This window comes from Streptomyces sp. NPDC005898, assembly GCF_040629635.1.
GTDB lineage: Bacteria > Actinomycetota > Actinomycetes > Streptomycetales > Streptomycetaceae > Streptomyces.
Genome location: NZ_JBEXWC010000025.1, coordinates 75988 through 94228, shown reverse-complemented (window position 1 = coordinate 94228; position 18241 = coordinate 75988). Strand labels below are relative to the sequence as shown.

The following is an 18241-nucleotide window of genomic DNA, read 5'->3' as shown; positions in this document are numbered from 1 at the left end:
CCCGCTCCTCGAAAAGAGCGGGGCCCACAGTGACGTACAGACGCGGGACAGGTCAGAAGCGACGCGTGATCAGCGCGCGCTTGACCTCCTGGATCGCCTTGGTGACCTCGATGCCACGCGGGCACGCGTCCGTGCAGTTGAACGTCGTGCGGCAACGCCACACGCCGTCCTTGTCGTTGAGGATCTCCAGGCGCTGCTCGCCCGCCTCGTCGCGCGAGTCGAAGATGAAGCGGTGCGCGTTGACGATCGCGGCCGGGCCGAAGTACTGGCCGTCGTTCCAGAACACCGGGCACGAGGACGTGCACGCGGCGCACAGGATGCACTTGGTCGTGTCGTCGAAGCGCTCGCGGTCCTCGGCGGACTGCAGCCGCTCACGGGTCGGCTCGTTGCCCTTCGTGACGAGGAAGGGCATCACGTCGCGGTACGCCTGGAAGAACGGGTCCATGTCGACGACCAGGTCCTTCAGGACCGTCAGACCCTTGATGGGCTCGACCGTGATCGGCTTGCCCGGGTTGATGTCCTTGATCAGCGTCTTGCAGGCGAGGCGGTTCTTGCCGTTGATCCGCATGGCGTCCGAGCCGCAGATGCCGTGCGCGCAGGAGCGGCGGAACGTCAGCGTGCCGTCCATGTCCCACTTGACCTTGTGGAGGGCGTCGAGGACACGCTCCTTGGGGTCGATCTCCAGCTCGAAGTCCTGCCACGTGGCGTCCGCCGAGACCTCGGGGTTGAAGCGGCGCACGCGCAGGGTGATCGTGATGTACGGGGAGTCGGCGAAGCCCGCCTCGGGCTTGGCGTCTTCCTTGGCGAGGGTCGGGGTTGCCATCAGTACTTACGCTCCATCGGCTGGTAGCGGGTCTGGACGACCGGCTTGTAGTCGAGACGGATCGTCTCCGTGCCGTCGTCGCCGACCTCGCGGTACGCCATGGTGTGGCGCATGAAGTTGACGTCGTCGCGGTTCGGGTAGTCCTCGCGGTAGTGACCGCCGCGCGACTCCTTGCGGGCGAGCGCGGACTGCGCCATGACCTCGGCCAGGTCGAGCAGGTTGCCCAGCTCGATGGCCTCCAGGAGGTCGGTGTTGAACCGCTTGCCCTTGTCCTGGATCGAGACGTTGAGGTAGCGCTCGCGCAGCTCCGCGATCTTCTCGACCGCCGTCTTGATCGTCTGCTCGGTGCGGAAGACCATGACGTTGGCGTCCATGGTCTCCTGCAGCTCCTTGCGCAGCTCGGCGACCCGCTCGGTGCCGGTGGCGTCGCGCAGGCGCTCGACCTGGGAGACGACCAGCTCCTCGGGGTTCTCCGGCAGCTCGACGAAGTCGTTCTTCGCCGCGTACTCGGCGGCGGCGATGCCCGCGCGCTTGCCGAAGACGTTGATGTCCAGGAGCGAGTTGGTGCCCAGGCGGTTGGCGCCGTGCACGGACACGCAGGCCACCTCGCCGGCCGCGTACAGGCCCGGGACGACGGTGGTGTTGTCCGCGAGGACCTCGCCCTCGACGTTCGTCGGGATGCCGCCCATGGCGTAGTGCGCGGTGGGCTGGATCGGGATCGGGTCCGTGTAGGGCTCGATGCCGAGGTAGGTGCGCGCGAACTCCGTGATGTCCGGGAGCTTGGCGTCCAGCTGCTCCGGCGGCAGGTGCGTGAGGTCGAGGTAGACGTGGTCGCCCTCGGGGCCGCAGCCGCGGCCCTCACGGATCTCCGTGTAGATGGAGCGCGAGACGACGTCACGGGACGCGAGGTCCTTCATGACCGGCGCGTACTTCTCCATGAAGCGCTCGCCGTCCTTGTTGCGCAGGATGCCGCCCTCACCGCGGGCGCCCTCGGTGAGCAGGATGCCCATGCGCCAGATGCCGGTCGGGTGGAACTGGAAGAACTCCATGTCCTCCAGCGGGATCCCGCGCCGGTAGCAGGCCGCCTGGCCGTCACCGGTGAGCGTGTGCGCGTTCGAGGTCACCTTGAAGAACTTGCCGGTGCCGCCGGACGCGTAGATCACGGACTTGGCCTGGAAGACGTGGATCTCGCCGGTCGCCAGCTCGTAGGCGACGACGCCCGCGCTCTTCTTCACCCCGGTCGCGGGGTCCTCGACGATGAGCTGGTCGAGGACGTAGAACTCGTTGAAGAACTCCACACCCTCCTTGACGCAGTTCTGGTAGAGGGTCTGCAGGATCATGTGGCCGGTGCGGTCCGCGGCGTAGCAGGAGCGGCGCACGGCGGCCTCGCCGTGGTTGCGGGTGTGACCGCCGAAGCGACGCTGGTCGATGGTGCCGTCCGGGGTGCGGTTGAACGGCAGGCCCATCTTCTCCAGGTCGAGGACCGCGTCGATGGCCTCCTTCGCGAGGATCTCGGCGGCGTCCTGGTCGACCAGGTAGTCGCCGCCCTTGATCGTGTCGAAGGTGTGCCACTCCCAGTTGTCCTCTTCCACGTTGGCGAGCGCGGCGGCCATGCCGCCCTGCGCGGCGCCCGTGTGGGAGCGGGTGGGGTAGAGCTTGGTGAGCACGGCGGTGCGGCTGCGCTTCGTCGCCTCGATGGCGGCGCGCATGCCGGCGCCGCCCGCGCCGACGATGACGGTGTCGTACTTGTGAATCTTCACTGGGGTCGCCTCGGCTTTAGCGGATGTTCGGGTCGAAGGTGAAGATCACCAGCGTGCCCAGAAGGATGGTGAACACCGTGGCGGTGTACAGCAGGCCCTTGAGCCACAGACGCGTGTTCGGGCGCTCGGCGTAGTCGTTGATGACCGTCCGCAGACCGTTGGCGCCGTGCAGCATCGCGAGCCACAGCATCAGCAGGTCCCAGACCTGCCAGAACGGCGAGGCCCAGCGGCCGGCGACGAACGCGAAGCCGATCTTCGAGACACCGCCGTCGAGCACCAGCTGGATCAGCAGGTGGCCGAGGACGAGGACGACCAGGACGACACCGGACAGGCGCATGAAGAGCCATGCGGCCATCTCGAAGTTGCCACGGGTCGAGCGCGGGGTCTTGGAGGTGCGCTTGCGGGGGGCCTCGATGAACGGGGCCGGGTTGTCCACGTCGTAGAGCGAGGCGCCTTCGACGGGGCCCACCCCGGACGTCGCGGACGTGTCGAGCGTGGTGTCAGCAGACATGTCTGGCGTCAGCTCCCGAAGAGTTCGCGGACGGCGTGGCCGAGGACCGGGTAGAGCGCACCGACCATCAGGACGAGCCAGATGCCGACGACGGTCCAGAGCATCTGCTTCTGGTAGCGGGGGCCCTTCGACCAGAAGTCGACGGCGATGACGCGCAGGCCGTTGAGTGCGTGGAAGAGGATGGCGGCGACCAGGCCGTACTCGAGGAGTGCGACGAGGGGCGTCTTGTAGGTGCTGACGACATCGTCGTACGCCTCCGGGGAGACGCGGACGAGAGCGGTGTCCAGCACATGCACGAACAGGAAGAAGAAGATGAGGACGCCGGTGACTCGATGAGCCACCCAGGACCACATTCCTTCCCGGCCGCGGTACAGCGTTCCAGCCGGCACGGAAGACCCTCCGGGAGCGGGGATTGGGGCCGGCCGGCTTCTTGTCGGACGAGCCCGGCCGGGTACGGTCCACCGGCCGCTCGTCATCGTATCGACGTGTTGTCGGTGTCTTCGCCCCGGGTCCGCAGGTGTGATCAAACAGGCAGTCAAACAGGCACGTACGGGCTATCGGGGCGCGCCCCCGGACGCGTGGGGCCGGCGGCGGCGTGACGTGCGGCGAGGCGGGCGAGGCGGCCCCGGGCCAGGCGGCGCAGCTCCTCGGCGGCGAGGGCGCGCTCCTCCTCGGGATCGTTGCCAAGGCGTGACCGCAGGGCGCACAGCAGGTGGTCGAGGGCCTCGTCGGCGGGGACGTGGTCGAGGCAGACCACGAAGCTGTGCCCGAAGCGGCTCTCGTACGCGGCGTGGGCGGCGCGCAGGGCGGTGTGGGCGGCGGTGTACGTGGCGCCGGGTGTCCCCTGGTGGGGGAGGGCCGGGTCCAGCGGCTCGCGGGCCAGGGCCTCGGCGAGGTCGCCGGGGGAGAGGTCGTAGGCCGCTTCGTCCGAGGCGGCGAGCAGCGCGTCCAGGTCGGGGTAGGGCCGGTGGGCGGCCACGCGGCGGGCCCAGCGGAGGCTGCCGCAGCAGGTGAGCAGGGCGGCCTCGGCCTCGCGGGGCGGGGCGGCGTTCAGCTGTTCCGGCGTGGCGGCGGGGGCGGCGGTGGGCGCGGCGCCACCGGGGGGTCCGGGGGAACGGTGCGGGGACAGCGGACGCTCCTGGGCAGGGCCCCTGGGGACAGGGGGGACAGGGGGACATGCGGGTTGCGGACGTTGCGCACCGTACGGATGGGCGCTCGCGGACGGGGCGTGCAGATGGTGCAGGTGACGCGGGTGTGGGGACTCCTCACGCTAGCGAGAAGCGGGAAGAAGTGTCCGATGCATGAGCGAATATCACCCGAACGGGAGAGTTTCGCTCCGGAATCTGGACAGGTGGCTCTCGGAGAGGCGTCGTAGCGTGGCGCCATGGCTGGTACTGCTGCCGTGCGCCGACGAGGCCCCGCGCAGGTCCGTCGCCCCCCTCCCCGACGGCCCCGCGCCACCGGCCCGCGGGCTGCCCTGGAGATACCGCCGCGCGGCGGTAGGGGCGGCCGCGGAACCGGGGAGCCCCGATGACGCGCGGGCGGTTCGTCGCGGCGGGCGGAGCGGTCGCGGCCGGGGCGTTCGCCCTGACCGTGGCGCTGTGGCCCGGCGGCGACGGGCCCGCCCCCGCCCAGCCGTCCGAGGCCGCCAGGAAGCCCCCCGCGTCCTCGCGGGCGCCGCGGCCCAGTGAGAGCCACCCCCTGTCGAAGGCCCCCGCCACCATCCCCGCCGTGCGGGAGCACACCGCCGCGGCCGGCCCCGGCTGGCGGCCGGACACGCGGACGGGCCGGGTGGTCGTCCGCGACGACGGCCTCGCCGACGAGGGGCGCCTGCTCGCGGGAGAGCTGCGACTGAAGTACGCCGGTCAGGACCGCCCCCGCGAGGGCGACGTGGAACTGGCGCTCACCCCGGACGGGGACGGGGACGGGGACGGGGACAAGAGCAAGGACAAGGACAAGGACAAGGAAGCGGAGGCGGACAAGGCCGCGGGCCCGGAGTCGTACACCCTCTCCGTGCGGGAGCGCCGGGTCCGCATCACCGCCCCCGCCGAGGCCGGCGTCTTCTACGGCACCCGCACCCTCAAGCAGGAGGTGAAGGGGGACAGGACCGCCCCCGAAGGCGTCATACGGGACCGGCCCGCCAAACCGCGCCGCGGCTTCATGCTGGACATCGCCCGCAAGCACTTCGACGCCGCGTGGATAGAGGACAGGATCCGCGAGCTGGGCGACCTGAAGTACAACGAGCTGGGCCTGCACTTCTCCGACGACCAGGCCTTCCGCGTCGAGTCGGACTCACACCCCGAGATCGTCTCGCCCGACCACCTCACCAAGGCGCAGGTGCGCCGCATCCTGAAGCTGGCCGCGAGCCGCCACATCACCGTCGTGCCGGAGATCGACTCCCCGGGCCACCTCGGCGCGGTCATCGACAAGCACCCCTCGCTCCAGCTCCGCGACGCCCGGGGCAAGGCCACGCGCGGCGCCGTCGACATCTCCGAACCGGGGGCGGCGAGGATCGTCGACGACCTCCTGAAGGAGTTCGCGCAGCTCTTCCCCGGCGACCACTGGCACCTCGGCGCGGACGAGTACCTCGCCCTCACGGCCAAGGACCCGGAGGCCTCCTACCCCCGCCTCGCCGCCGCCGCCCGCGAGCGGTACGGGCCGGGCGGCCGGGTGCGGGACCTGGCGACGGACTGGCTCAACGACCGCGCCGAGACCGTACGCGCGTACGAGAAGAAGCTCAGGGCGTGGAACGACGGGTTCTTCCCCGGCGGGCGGGCACGGGCCCCCGACGACCTGGAGGTCGCCTACTGGACGGGCAAGGAGATCGGCGCCCGCGAGCCCGTGGAGTACCTGAAGGCCGGCCGCAGACTCGTCAACTACAACGACGAGTACCTCTACTACGTCCTCGGCGAGCCCAACGACTTCCGCTACCCCACCGGGCAGCGGATCTACGAGAGCTGGACCCCGCTCGTGCTCCGCGGCACCCGGCCGGTGGACGCGCGGTACGACGACCGGATCCTCGGCGCCTCGTTCGCGGTCTGGTGCGACCTCGCCCGGTCGCAGACCCAGGAGCAGGTCGCCGAGGGCATCCGCCTGCCCCTGCGGGCGACCGTCCAGAAGCTGTGGGACCCGCGGAAGCCGTCGCTCCCGTGGCCGGATTTCGTCAGGCTCGCTGATACCGTCCGGTAGCCGCCCCTCGCGCCCTGGGGAGGGACGCGGGCGGCTCCTCGTACGACCAGGAACCCGTGGGGGGTCGCCCAGCGATGCTGTGCACGTCATGCCAACTCCGTACCGCGCAGAACGCGCGGGGCCTGTGCGAGATCTGCGTCCAGGCGGCCGCCGCGGGCGCGCCGCCGCCGCCCGCCGCCCCGGTCAGGCACTCCGCCCGGCTGCGCTCGCCGGTCGCGCTCGGCCGGGCGGTCGCCGTGCTGCTCGGCCTGATCGCCGCCGCCGACCTGTACGCGCTGTGGACGGGCACGGTCATGCTCGACGTGCTGGACGACCTGATCACCGGGGACTGGGGCGCCGACATCCAGCGGGAGGCGGACCACGCCGACACGCTGTACGGCGACGCGGGCCTGGCGCAGGTCGCCCTGATGGTCGTGACCTGCGTGGTCTTCCTCGTCTGGTTCCACCGGGTCCGGGTCAACGCCGAGGTGTTCGCGCCGCACATCCACCGCAAGACGCGCGGCTGGACGGTGTGGGGCTGGTTCGTGCCGGTCGTCAGCCTCTGGTTCCCGCGCCGGATCGCCCTGGACATCTGGGACGCGAGCGGCCCCCGCTCCGTGGCGCCCGACCGCACGCTCCCCCTCGACCCGTCCGCCGACCGCGGCCCGCACCCGGTCGTCAACGCCTGGTGGACGCTGTGGATCGCGAGCCTGCTCGTCGGACGGTGGGCGTCCCGGTCGTACGAGCTCGCCGAGGAGAACGCGGAGCTCAAGTCGGCCGTCGGCAAGATGATGGTCGCCGACGGCCTGGACCTCGCGGCCGCCGTGCTCGCCATCGTCTTCGTCCTGCGCCTCACGGGCATGCAGGACCGCAAGGCCACGCTGGGCCCGCCCCCGGCCGAGCCGGGTCCGACCCTGCCCGGGCCGGCGCCGGAGCCCCCCGGCACACCGTGATTTCCCCGCCTTTCGGGCGGGCAGAACGCCAGGCACACGGGTACGGAGCACAGCGGGGGGACGTGGCATGGGCTACTGGGGGTACTACGTCGTGGGCAGGAGCGAGCAGCCGCTCGCGCGGTGCGCGGCGCTCGCGGGCGTACGGGACGACCTCGCCCTCCTCGACCGGCGGGCCGACGGCTGGCAGGTGTGGGAGGTGCCGGACAAGGGCGGCGACGATGCGCGCGACATCGGGAACATGAACACGCTGGCCCTGGAGACGGGCGCGCCCGCCCTCTTCGGATACGTGCTGGACAGCGACTGCGTGATCGTCGAGGCGGCGGCGCCCGAGAGCGGGGCGTGGACGACCTGCCTGGCGCGGCGCGCGATGGCCGCCTACCTCGGCGACAGCGGGCTGACCGTCGAGGACTACTTCCTGGAGCCGCGCGACGCCGCCGGGCGCGCGGTCGCCTGGGCGGCGGAGTCGGGCCGGACGGCGCGGGAGGCACCGCTGCTCGACGTGCTGAACGCCGACGCCGACCCCTCGGCCGAGCAGCTCTTCTTCCGTCTCCTCGACCGGCTCGGTGTCGTGCCGCAGTGACGGCAGTGACGTTCCCGGGGCAGCGCACGCAGTAAGGGTGAAGCGCAGGGTCCTGGAACGGGAGACGTACAGCATGAGCCTGGTGGAGCTGATCGCGCAGGCCGACGAGCGGGGCCTCGCGGCGAGCGGGCTCGCCTGCCTCGACCGCTGCGTGCCGGTGCTCGGCGGCGGGGACGACCTGCTGCGGCCCCTGTGGGCGCGGCTCGCGGAGGGCGAGGACTGGCACACGCCACTGGCCGGGGCACGCGCGGCGCTCGCCACCGCCAAGGACACCCCGGGGGCGTCCGGTGAGGCCGCCGCGCTCGCCCGGCGCATGCTCGACGCCGCCCCCGCGGCGCCCACCGGAGCGGCGGTGCGGGAGTGGGCCGACGGCTGTTCCGTCGCGGCCCTCCAGGTGCACCGCCTCCTGGACGCCGCGCCGTGGGGCGGCGCGCGCCCGGTGTCCGCGCGCCGCGAGGGCCGCACAGACGGCATGTCCCCCCTGGTCGCCGCCGAACTCCGCCGCCAGATCCGCATCCTGGAGCTGCTCTCCACCAAGGACCCGGGCCCCGGCGGGCTGCGCCAGGCCCTGGACGTGTCGCAGGAGGGGCGCAGGGTGCTGCGGGCGGTCGTCTCCCGCAAGGCGCGCGGCACGGGCTGACGGCCCGCCGCCCACCCGCCCGCGGCACGGTCACGGCCACACGCTCCCGCGTCCGCCGGCACGTCCGGTCGAGCGTCCCCGCCCTGGGCTCGCACGCCTTGGGAGCGGCGTCCCGGGGGGTCGCGACGGCGTGATCCGGCCGAATTGCACCGGCATTCGAAAACCCTCCCGGAGTCCGGGTGCTCTTGGCTAACCTGACGAGCCGCCGAACGACGGCCTGATCTTCCCGGTCATGGAGAGGCCCGTGCCTGACGAACTCGGATTCGACGAGCTGCTGGCCGACGGCGGTCCGGTCGCCCGGCTGCTCGGGAAGAGTGCGACCGGGCGCAGAAAAGAAGCGCTTTTCGGCCCCGATCTGCCGGTGGTCCTGCTCGTCGGAGGCCCCGGCATGGGCAAGGGCCGGTTCCTGCGGTGCGTACGGCGGCACTTCGGGCCGCGCGTGCCCACCGCGTACGTCGACTGCGCCCGCACCGAATGCCGCGAACTGGCCGAACAACGGCCCGGCAGCCGCTCCGAGGTGACCGAGGTGCTGCGCGCCATCGCCCTCCAGTACGGCGACTGGGACGGCGACGGCGGCGCGATACCCGTGCCGCGGCTGTACGCCGGGCTCACCGCGGCCGCCGGCAGCGACGGCCTGGCCGGCGCCGCCACGCTGGTGGACGAGGTGCGCCGCTTCGACGAACTCCTGCCGCCGCGCTCCTTCTGGCGCGGCGTGCTCAGAGGGGCGGCACAGAACTACCTGGGCCACCTCGCCGGGCTGATCAGCGATCCGCTCGTCGGGCCCTTCGTCAACGCCCTGATCGAGGCGCTGTTCGCGCGGACCTCGGCCGAGGGGCGCGCGGCCCTCTCCGAGACCTACGGCGACTACCCCGGGGCCGGCGGCCAGCCCCGTGCCGGGCTGCGGGGGCTCGCCGCCGACTTCCAGCAGGGCGCCGAGGCACGCCGCGTCGCCGAAAGCTTTCTGCTGAGGGCCCTGCGGCAGGACGTCGACGCCGCCTACCGCTCGGTGCACGGCAGGCTCTCCCGCGTCGGGCGGCCCGCCCTGCTGCTCGACCACGCGGACAACCCGCTCGGCAGGAAGCTGGTGAAGCCGACCCTGGAGGACCGCGAACTCGGGCGCCACGACCGGCTGATGATCTTCGCCACCGCGCGCCGCGAGGACGGCGGCCGCTTCCTGCGGCACGCGGGCACCACCCCGGCCGCCCCGGCCGTGTGGGACCCGGCCCTCGGCGGGCTGCCCGTCTGGGACCGCCCGGTGGCGGGCGTGCCGGACCACGCGCCGCTGTGGCGCGGTGTGCTGCTCATCCGCATGCCCCGGCTCACCCGCGAGCAGCAGAAGGCCGAGACCGGCCGGCTGCGCACCCGCCAGGAGGGCGTGGCCAACACCGCCCGGCTGCGGATCGACAGCGGCGTCCACCGGCTGAGCGCGGGCCGCCCGCTGTTCGTCACCCGGCTCGGACAGGCCACCGCGTCGCTGACGTTCGACGACCCGGTCACGTACACCGACTGGGCGCTGCTGGACGCCCGGGTGCCCGCCGCCGAGGACGACGAAGGCCGCCCGGTCGCCGACCGGCCGGTGGCCGACGTACTCCTCGAAGAACTCGTCGTCCGGCAGTACCCCGAGGAACTGCCCCCCGAGTACCGGGGCCACTGGCTCGATCTGCTCAGCCACCTCTCGATCGCGCACGACGCGGAGTGCGCCCAGACCCTGATGCGGGCGGTGCAGGACGACCGCGACGAGCGACTGTCCGCCTACCGCATCGCCGAACTCCTGGAGGACAGCGGCTGGCCGCACTGCCCCCGCCACTTCATCGGCGACCTCGGGCTGCGCCGCCTGCTGATGCGCAGGCTCCACCGGATGCGCGCCGCGGGCGCCGCCTGGCACACCGACCACGCGCTGTTGCAGGGGCACTACCGCGACCTCGGCGACCACCACCCCGACGACCTGTTCGTGACCGCCGCCGCGCACCGCATGCACCACCTCCTCGCCTCCGACGGCGCGCACCTCGTCACGCGCTACCTCACCGACACCTTCCCGGCGCGCCCCACCCGCGAGTGGTGCGAGGAATTGCTCGCCATCGCCGACGCGCCGCTCATCGGGGCGCCCGACGACCGGCTCGCCCACGCGCTCGGCGAGACGCAGGTGCGCGGCGACAGCCGGCGCCGCAAGGTGGACCGGCTGCTGCACGCGGCCTGGCTCAGCGAGGAGCGGACCCGGCCGCTCGACGAGACGGTGCCCGGCGCCCTGCGCGGCCCCCTGCGGGAGCTGAGCGAGGAACTGGCGCGGGTCGCCGACGAGGCGGTGCGCGACCAGGGCCCCGAGGGGCCCGACGCGGCCAGGGCGGCCGACGGCGCCGCCCTCCTCGTCCACATGGCCCGGGACTGGGGCGACCGCGCGGATGACCGGCAGCCGCTGAAGCGGTGCAGATGCACGGAACACATCGGGTTCGGCTGAGCCCGTGACCGGCGACACGGAGAGGCGGCGGCGTTGAGAGGGTTCGTGGACTGGCTGTACAACACGTTCTGGGCGACGCTGCGGCGTGCGCTGCTCACCGTGACCGGCGTCGTGGTCGTCCTCGCGCTCGTCGTCCTCTTCGCGCCGCGCCCCTGGGAGTCCGAGCCGAAGGACTGCGCCGCCGGCGTGGTCGAGAGCGAGGGCGAGTGCATAGGCGTCAACGGCAGCGGCTACGACTTCGGCACCCCGCAGCTCGCCGGGGTCGCCCGCGCCATCGCCCGCGAGAACGAGAAGTTCGTCGGCGACAAGCCGCACGTCACCGTCGCGCTGATGCTGCCCCTCCAGCCCGACCTGCCCGCCGAGCGCGAGCAACTGCTCAGCGAGGTCCAGGGCGCCTACCTCGCCCAGTACCGCGCGAACCGCGAGGAGAACACACCGCTGCTGCGCCTGGTCCTCGCCAACCCCGGCGACGCCTACCGGCAACAAGCCGCCGTCGTCGACCAGTTGGCGCTCATGTCCCGCGACAAGCGCCACAATCTCCGCGCCGTCACGGGCTTCAACCTCAGCCTGGATGCCACGCGGAAGGCCATCGCGCGCCTCACCAAGGACCTGCACATCCCCGTCCTCGCCTCCCGCGTCAGCGCCGACGAACTCGCCAACCCCGAGGGCGGCGACGCCACGCCCCCTTATCCCGGCCTCGCCCGCATCATCCCGACCAACCGCCAGCAGGCGGACGCGCTGGCCGGCTTCCACGGCGAGCTGACGGACGAGCAGACCGTCCTGGTCAGGGACAAGCGGCCGCACGACATCTACAACGACTCGCTCGCCAAGGCCTTCAGCCGCGACGAGAAGGGGCCGCCCGGCCCCAAGGAGCAGCCCTTCGAGTCCCCCTCGATCACCGAGCCGGGGGACACGGGCAACGACTTCACGCTCATCGCCCAGAACATCTGCCAGTCCACCGCGCGCTACGTCTACTTCGCGGGCCGCCCCGTCCATCTGCGGCTCTTCGCCCTGAAGCTGGCCGACACGCAGTGCAGCGGGAAGAAGTACACGGTCATCAGCGGTTCGGGCGCGGCCACCCTCAACCGCTACATGCGGCCCGACGACTGGGAGAGCCTGCGCGGCGGCGGGAAGGAGCCCCTCGTCACGGTGCAGTACGCGGCTCCGGGCCACCCCGACGCCTGGGACCGCGAGCTCGGCAAGAAGGGCGCCAAGGGGCGGCCGGCCCACCTCACCGAGCCGCAACAGGAACTGAACGAGCTGAAAGCACTGATCAGGAAGGGCACCGCGGGGGACATCGGGGAGGTCCGCCTGAAGGACTCCCGCGCGATGCTGGTGTACGACGGCGTGCGCACCGTCGCCCAGGCCGTGCTGCTCGCCAACGCCCAGGCCGAGGGGCCGATACCGCCCCTGAAGCGGGTCTCCGCGATGTGGCAGCGCCTTGAGGCGGTCAACCGGGTCCGGGGCACCAGTGGCTGGATCTGTCTGACCAACGCGGGCAACGCCTACGACAAGCCGGTGGCCGTGGTCGAACTGGACCCGCGCATCAAGGACCTGCGGTTCGTCGGCATCGGCTGGCCGAAGAACAAGCCGCAGCCCGCGGGCTGCCGGGTGCCCAGCGACACCTGACGTGCCGCCCCCCCCCGGCGTACGGGGAGGCGGCACGTCAGAGCCGTTACGGCGTCAGCGTCTGGCCGAGGCGGGCGCCCGCCGGGGTCCCCAGCGTCGTACGCCCGTAGTAGACGCCGCTGGAGCCCGGCACGCCCGAAGGGCCGCTGTCCAGCTGGAGGATCGTGCCGTCGCCCGCGTCCTCGCCGTCGACGCCGATCGCCAGGTCCGCGCGGCCGGAGCCGGACAGGTCCGCGAGCGTCACCGAGGAGCCGAGGCGGTCGCCGCTTTCCGTGGAGCCGGGCACGTCGGGCTCGTCCTGCGAGAAGGCCTTCGCGCCCGCGCCGGTGAGGCCGGACGAGGAGCCGTTCAGGAGCAGGGACGTGCCCGCGTCCTTGCGGCTGGTGCCCTCGCGGGTGATGTCCTCGCCGGGGGCGCCGGTCAGGACGTCCGCGTAGCCGTCGGCGTCGTAGTCGCCCGCCGCGACCGACCAGCCCATCGCGTCACCCGCCTCGGCGGCGCCGATCACGCCGTCCGTCGCCTGGTGGACCGTCCGCAGGCCCGTCGTGGTGAAGCCCGTCGAGGTGCCGGGCACCACCGTCACCTGACCGCCCGCGTGCGCGCCCGACTCGGCGGTGTAGGGCTGGCCGACGACGAGGTCGTCGTAGCCGTTGCCGTCGACGTCGCCCACGGCGACCGAGTGGCCGCCCGGCACGGACAGGACACCGACCCGGCTCAGCCCGGAGCGGCCGCCCCGGAACCAGGCGACCTTGGCCTTGCCGGCCTGGTCGCGGTAGGTGAGCGCGACGTCCGCGTAGCCGTCGCGGTTGAAGTCGCCGGACGCGGCGTCCGGCTCCGCTATCGCGGTGTCGCCCGAGGTGAGGCTGCCGCCCGACGCGCGCTCCGCGTCGATCCGCGCGGCCCAGGAGCCGCCCGTGCCCGTCGCCGCCGCGAAGACGTCCGCCTTGCCGTCGGCGTTGAAGTCGCCGGACGCGACCGCCGAGCCGAACCTGGCCTTGGTGTAGTCGAAGTCGTCCGACAGCTGCATGTCCGTGCCGGAGGTGAAGGACGGGCCGTACAGCATGGTGACCGCGCCGCGGTCGGTGTGGCCCGAACCGTCGTCCTCGCCGGGCGCGCCGATGACGAGGTCCGCGTACCCGTCGGCGTTCAGGTCGCCCCACGCGGTGGCGGCCGCCCACTCGTCGCCGGCCTCGGAGACGCCGGGGACGCCGGTGCTCGTCTGCGTCAGGGAGATCTTCGACCCGGCCACCGGCCCGCCGAGGCCACCGGGCACGACGGTGAGGCGCCCCCGGTTGCCCGACGCCTTCGGGGTGCCCGCGACCAGGTCGGCGATGCCGTCGCGGTTGTAGTCCCCGGTCGGGACGGCGGAGTTCACGCCCGGGCTGCCCGCGTAGCGGCGGATCTCGCCCAGCTCGGCGTCGAGGGTCCCGCCGGGGGCCTCGGGCGCGACGGCGTCACGGGGGCCGGAGATCGCGGCGATTGAGGCCTGCTCGCCCTTCTTCCACCCGCCCGTGTCGGCGGTGGCGGTCAGCGTGGCCTTGCCGGTCGGGCCCGCGCCGTACTGGCCGAGCTTCCAGGCCGCCACGCGGGCCACCGACTCGCGGGCGGCGCGGGTCGGCCTGCCCGCGGCCCCGGTCCGGCCCCCGCCCCGGAAGTCGCCGAGGACGGCGATGCCCACCGACTCGTCGTCGAAGCCGGTGGTGTGCGCGCCGCGCACGGGTACGTCGACACCGCCGCCGCGGCCCTCGAAGACGCGGCCACACTTGTCCACGAGGAAGTTGGGGCCGAGGTCGCTCCTGCCCTCCGTCTTCACCTGGTACGTCATCAGGGCGCGGACGAGGGCGGGGGACTGGGCGCAGCTGTAGTCGTTGGTGTCGATCGCCTGGTGCACGAAGGCCGCCTTGACCTCGTCGAGGTAGCGCGGCGGTTCCTGGACCAGCTTCTCGTCGGCGCCCCAGGCGGCGCGGGCGATGACCGGGGGCCGGGTCACGGTGGACGCCGGCGGGGCCGGGCGGGCCGAGGTGACGCGGGGGGCCTGGGCGCGGGGCTGCTCGCCGGCGGCGGGCTTTTGGGCGGTACCGGGCTGCTCGCCGGCGGCGGGCTTCTGGTCGTCGCCCGGCTTCACGCCGTCAGTGGACTTCTTACCGTCAGTGGGCTTCTGGTCGTCGCCGGGCTGCCCGCCGTCGGCGGGCGTCTCCGCGTCGCCCGGCTTCTCCGCGTCGGCGGCGTGGGCGGCGTCGGCGGCGGGGGCCATCGCCGTACCGGCGGCGGCGGTGCCTGGGCGGGAGTTCGGGCGGGCGTTCGGGCCGCCGTCGAGCGAGGCGCTGCGCGCCTCCGCGCCCGGCACGCCGGGGTCCACGAGGGCGACGGCGAGCCCGTCGGGCAGCGCCGCGCCCGACGTGCCGCCGGCCGCCAGGACGCGGACCTCCACGCCGTCCGAGGGACCCACCCACAGCGGCGCGGAGGCGGCGCGCGTGCCCGCCTCCGCCGCCTTCGAGGGGCCCGGCTCCAAACGCAGGGTCCGCCAGTCGCTCCACCGGCCGGTGGCCAGGGCGCGCGTGCGGACCCGCGCGGTGCCCGTCAGCTCCTCGGCGGCCCCGCGCCACGAGACGCCGAGCAGCGAGAACTGCTCGGTCGACGTGCGCGGCAGCCCCCGTTCGGCGCCGTCGTCGCCCTTGAGCTCCAGGTCGCGCACGCTCGCCGCCCGCGCGGCACGCGGATCGGCCCCGGCACGGTCCCCGCTCGGGTCGGCCATCGCATACGTCACCGCCCCCGCGCCTCCCAGCACGACGGCCCCGATCGTCAGCCACGCCCTGCGCCGGAGACTCAGCGGCCTGTACGCATGCGTGGTACGCGCCTTTTCACGCGGTTTGCGCGGGCTCAAGTGCCCCACCCCTTAGCGAGTTTCAGATAAGCAAGCGAGTTCGTAGGACTTGTGTGGCGGGCAAAGGGTTGTGCCGACGGAAGATTTTTTACGCGTGATCTATCCCGCACGCCGTGGGTGTGACACCGCAACGCGCGGCCGCGCAGGCCCGTGTGACAGTAAGAACGGCGTGCCGGCGCGACGGCGCGGGGCGCGAAGTGGTCTGGAGCGGGCGGGAGCTCGGGTGACTCGGGTGGGGGAAAAGGTGGCACGTCGGGTGAACGGCCGGGCGGGAACACGCGGCCGGTGGATACGGGCGTCCGCGCTCACCCTGGCGATGGGCGCGGCGGTCGGCACGCTGGCGTCCTGCGGCTCGGGCGGCCCGGTGACGTACTCCGGCGGCAGGCTAGAAGAGGTGGACCGCGCCGGTGCCACGGCCGAGGACGACACCCGGCCGACGTCCCGCGACGAGGCGCGCGGCAGGGAACTGGCCCTGGAGGGCATGCGTCTGCTCAAGACGGCCGACACCGTACGCGTCGGCGTCGACATGGAGACCGCCAAGGGCCACCAGAAGGTCTCGCTGCACATGGACCGGCGGAACAATTGCACGGGTGCCTTCGACGCCGGCCCGACGCAGCGGGGCGACCTCATCGTGGTCGCGGGTGGCGCGACGTACATACGCTTCACCGACGCCGCGCTCGACGCGATCGTGGAGATGGGCGTCCGGCGCGGCCCGCGGACGGCGGAGCGGGTCCGCGAGCGGACGGCACTGGCCCGCGGCAAGTACCTGAAGATCCCGGCGGGTGCGGGTGCGGGTGCGGGTGCAGGTGCGGGCGGCTCGGCCGGGCCGATGGCCGGCTGCGACCTCGACAAGATCACCGAGAAGATCGGCACCCCCGACCTGGACGGGGTCATCACCGCGGGACCCGTGATCCGGCACTACGGCGAGGCGGTCACCCCGCTCGTCGAGACGAAGGACGGCCAACGGACGAAGGTGTACGTGGCCGCGTCCGGCAAGCCGTACATCCTCGGCGTCGAGGCCGCCCAGAGCGGCGGCGTGTTCTCCGGCGGGGCCCGGACCATGAGCATGCGGATGTCCGACTACGACGAGCCGGTGGCCGCCGTCGCCCCGGCCCCGGCGCAGACGCTCGACATCGCGCGGATCCGCCCCGGCGGCTCGGGCGGCGGGCTCTTCGAGGTCTGAGCGCACCGGAGCCCCGGCCCCCCGTGCGCCCCCGGGGCCGGTGGCCGTACGCTCTCCGTCTGTGACACAACCGCGCCCGGCGACGCTGGTGTGCGTGGGGGCATGGGCACGGTGGGCGTGCCGCGTTCGGCCGGATGGGAGAACGTTGGGCCAGGGTGGGGAGACCCGTCGCGCGCGGGCGCGCGACGAGGAGCTCGGCAGGGCCGTCGAGGCGGCCCAGGGAGGCGACGAGGCCGCCTTCGCGGTGGCGTACCGGATGGTGCAGCCGGGTCTCGTCGGTTATCTGCGCGGCCTGGTGGGCACCGACGGCGAGGCAGCCGAGGACGTCGCCGCCGAGGCCTGGCTGGAGATCGCCAGGGACCTCGGACGGTTCCGGGGGGACGGGGCGGGCTTCCGGGGCTGGACCGCGACCATCGCGCGGCACCGGGCCCTGGACCACCTGCGCCGCCAGAAGGTGCGGCCGCGCGCCGGCGGCCAGGAGCAGGACCTGCTCGACCTGCCCGGACCGCACAACACCTCGGCGGCGGCCCTGGAGGCCGTCTCGACCGAGCGGGTGCTCGCCCTGGTCGCATCGCTGCCGCGCGAGCAGGCGGAGGCGGTGCTGCTGCGGGTGGTCGTCGGCCTCGACGGCCCGGCCGCCGCGCGCGTCCTCGGCAAGCGCCCCGGGGCGGTACGGACGGCCGCGCACCGGGGCTTGCGGAAGCTGGCCGAGCGGCTCGGGCTCGACGGCACGGCGGATGACGGTCCCGGCACGCTGGGGGAGTCGACATGAACGCGAACAGGCCCCGGGGGTCCGGGGGCGGGCCCGGCCACCCCGCCGACCCCGAAACCCTCCTCGCGCGGCTCGCCGAGGCCGTGCGGGCCGACGCCGGCGCGGAGGTGGACGCGGCCGCGCAGCGCGAGGCGGTCGCGGCGTTCCGCGCGGCACGGGACGCGGGCGCGCACCGGGCGCGGACCCGGCGCCGCGACGACTGGCGCCCGCGCGAGCGGCGCCGCGGGCGGTTCTCCCTGCGGGCGGCCGGGGGCATGGTCCTCGCCGGTGGCCTCCTGGGCGGAGTCGCGCTGGCGGCCGCGGGCACGATGTCCGCCGACCCGCCCCCGAGCAACCACCCGCGCCCCGCGTCGACATCACCGTCGACCCCGGGAACGCAGTCCGCCCCGGAGGGCGCACCTGGGCACACAGCACCGACGTCCCCGCCGGCACGTAAAAACCCCCGAAAGCCGACATCGTCACCGACCGCACCCCCAACTGCGCCCCCGAACCAGGGCCCACCCCCCGGACCGCCGGAGCCGAAGCCCAAGAACGACAAGGGCGAGGGCAAGGGCGAGGGCGCGGGGCAGGGCCGAGGACAGGGCCAAGGCCAGGGGAAGGGCCAGGGCAACGGCCGGGGCGAGGGCAACGGCCATGGGCGAGGCCAGGGCCAGAGCCAGGGAAAGGGCCAAGGCAAGGGCAACGGCCACGGCAACAGCAACGGCCAAGGCAAGGGACCGAGCAAGGGCAATAAGGGTCAGGGTCAGGGCGGCAAGGGCGCGGGCCGGGGGCAGGGCCACGGCGGCGGCCAGGGCAAGGGCACAGGTCACGGGCAGGACCAAGGCGGCGGCCACGGCAAGGGCCAAGGCCGGGGGCAGGGCTGAGCGCAGGCCGAGGCAAGAGC

Annotated in this window: 15 protein-coding genes; 9 read left to right on the top strand and 6 right to left on the bottom strand. The window is 73.5% G+C overall.

Annotated features, from left to right (window positions below; translation table 11 throughout):
• Positions 1 to 52: 52 nt before the first annotated feature.
• From ABZ385_RS27380 to ABZ385_RS27360, 5 genes are all read right to left on the bottom strand, one after another.
• Positions 53 to 823 (bottom strand): succinate dehydrogenase iron-sulfur subunit, encoded by a 771-nt coding sequence (locus tag ABZ385_RS27380; protein WP_358588610.1) that lies wholly within the window; start codon positions 821 to 823, stop codon positions 53 to 55.
• Positions 823 to 2583, bottom strand: a complete 1761-nt coding sequence (gene sdhA, locus ABZ385_RS27375) for a succinate dehydrogenase flavoprotein subunit (protein ID WP_358588608.1) — start codon at positions 2581 to 2583, stop codon at positions 823 to 825. The genes ABZ385_RS27380 and sdhA overlap by 1 nt, the downstream gene beginning before the upstream one ends.
• A gap of 16 nt (positions 2584 to 2599) precedes the next feature.
• The gene (locus tag ABZ385_RS27370; RefSeq protein WP_358913630.1) at positions 2600 to 3094 is read right to left on the bottom strand and encodes a succinate dehydrogenase hydrophobic membrane anchor subunit; all 495 of its coding nucleotides are present in this window, start codon (positions 3092 to 3094) and stop codon (positions 2600 to 2602) included.
• 8 nt (positions 3095 to 3102) lie between these two features.
• Positions 3103 to 3483 (bottom strand): succinate dehydrogenase, cytochrome b556 subunit, encoded by a 381-nt coding sequence (gene sdhC / locus ABZ385_RS27365; protein WP_358588605.1) that lies wholly within the window; start codon positions 3481 to 3483, stop codon positions 3103 to 3105.
• A gap of 146 nt (positions 3484 to 3629) precedes the next feature.
• Positions 3630 to 4148 carry a 2-oxo-4-hydroxy-4-carboxy-5-ureidoimidazoline decarboxylase gene (locus ABZ385_RS27360; protein WP_358913641.1) on the bottom strand — a complete coding sequence of 173 codons (519 nt, stop codon included), beginning with the start codon at positions 4146 to 4148 and terminating at the stop codon, positions 3630 to 3632.
• A 476-nt stretch (positions 4149 to 4624) separates the two neighbouring features.
• Here ABZ385_RS27360 and ABZ385_RS27355 point away from each other — a divergent pair, with 476 nt between their 5' ends.
• From ABZ385_RS27355 to ABZ385_RS27330, 6 genes are all read left to right on the top strand, one after another.
• Positions 4625 to 6283 (top strand): glycoside hydrolase family 20 protein, encoded by a 1659-nt coding sequence (locus tag ABZ385_RS27355; RefSeq protein ID WP_358913629.1) that lies wholly within the window; start codon positions 4625 to 4627, stop codon positions 6281 to 6283.
• Positions 6284 to 6357: 74 nt separating this feature from the next.
• Positions 6358 to 7215, top strand: a complete 858-nt coding sequence (locus ABZ385_RS27350) for a DUF4328 domain-containing protein (RefSeq protein ID WP_358913628.1) — start codon at positions 6358 to 6360, stop codon at positions 7213 to 7215.
• A gap of 67 nt (positions 7216 to 7282) precedes the next feature.
• Entirely contained in the window at positions 7283 to 7795 is a 513-nt protein-coding gene (locus tag ABZ385_RS27345; RefSeq protein WP_358590766.1) for a hypothetical protein, read from the top strand.
• Between the two features lie 73 nt (positions 7796 to 7868).
• Positions 7869 to 8435 carry a hypothetical protein gene (locus ABZ385_RS27340; RefSeq protein ID WP_358913640.1) on the top strand — a complete coding sequence of 189 codons (567 nt, stop codon included), beginning with the start codon at positions 7869 to 7871 and terminating at the stop codon, positions 8433 to 8435.
• Positions 8436 to 8679: 244 nt separating this feature from the next.
• Entirely contained in the window at positions 8680 to 10890 is a 2211-nt protein-coding gene (locus ABZ385_RS27335; protein ID WP_358913627.1) for a hypothetical protein, read from the top strand.
• 33 nt (positions 10891 to 10923) lie between these two features.
• Positions 10924 to 12519, top strand: a complete 1596-nt coding sequence (locus ABZ385_RS27330) for an amino acid ABC transporter substrate-binding protein (RefSeq protein WP_358913626.1) — start codon at positions 10924 to 10926, stop codon at positions 12517 to 12519.
• 46 nt (positions 12520 to 12565) lie between these two features.
• On the opposite strand, the gene ABZ385_RS27325 is transcribed toward ABZ385_RS27330, so the two are convergent.
• A complete protein-coding gene (locus ABZ385_RS27325; RefSeq protein WP_358913625.1) occupies positions 12566 to 15286 on the bottom strand; it encodes an FG-GAP-like repeat-containing protein in 2721 nt (906 codons plus the stop codon).
• A gap of 373 nt (positions 15287 to 15659) precedes the next feature.
• Here ABZ385_RS27325 and ABZ385_RS27320 point away from each other — a divergent pair, with 373 nt between their 5' ends.
• From ABZ385_RS27320 to ABZ385_RS27310, 3 genes are all read left to right on the top strand, one after another.
• Positions 15660 to 16586, top strand: coding sequence for a hypothetical protein (locus tag ABZ385_RS27320; protein WP_358913624.1), 927 nt, complete (start codon positions 15660 to 15662; stop codon positions 16584 to 16586).
• Positions 16587 to 16731: 145 nt separating this feature from the next.
• On the top strand, positions 16732 to 17358 hold the full coding sequence (locus ABZ385_RS27315) for an RNA polymerase sigma factor (RefSeq protein WP_358586973.1): 627 nt from the start codon (positions 16732 to 16734) through the stop codon (positions 17356 to 17358).
• The gene (locus tag ABZ385_RS27310; protein ID WP_358913623.1) at positions 17355 to 18221 is read left to right on the top strand and encodes a hypothetical protein; all 867 of its coding nucleotides are present in this window, start codon (positions 17355 to 17357) and stop codon (positions 18219 to 18221) included. Before ABZ385_RS27315 ends, ABZ385_RS27310 begins: the two co-directional genes overlap by 4 nt.
• Positions 18222 to 18241: the final 20 nt, after the last annotated feature.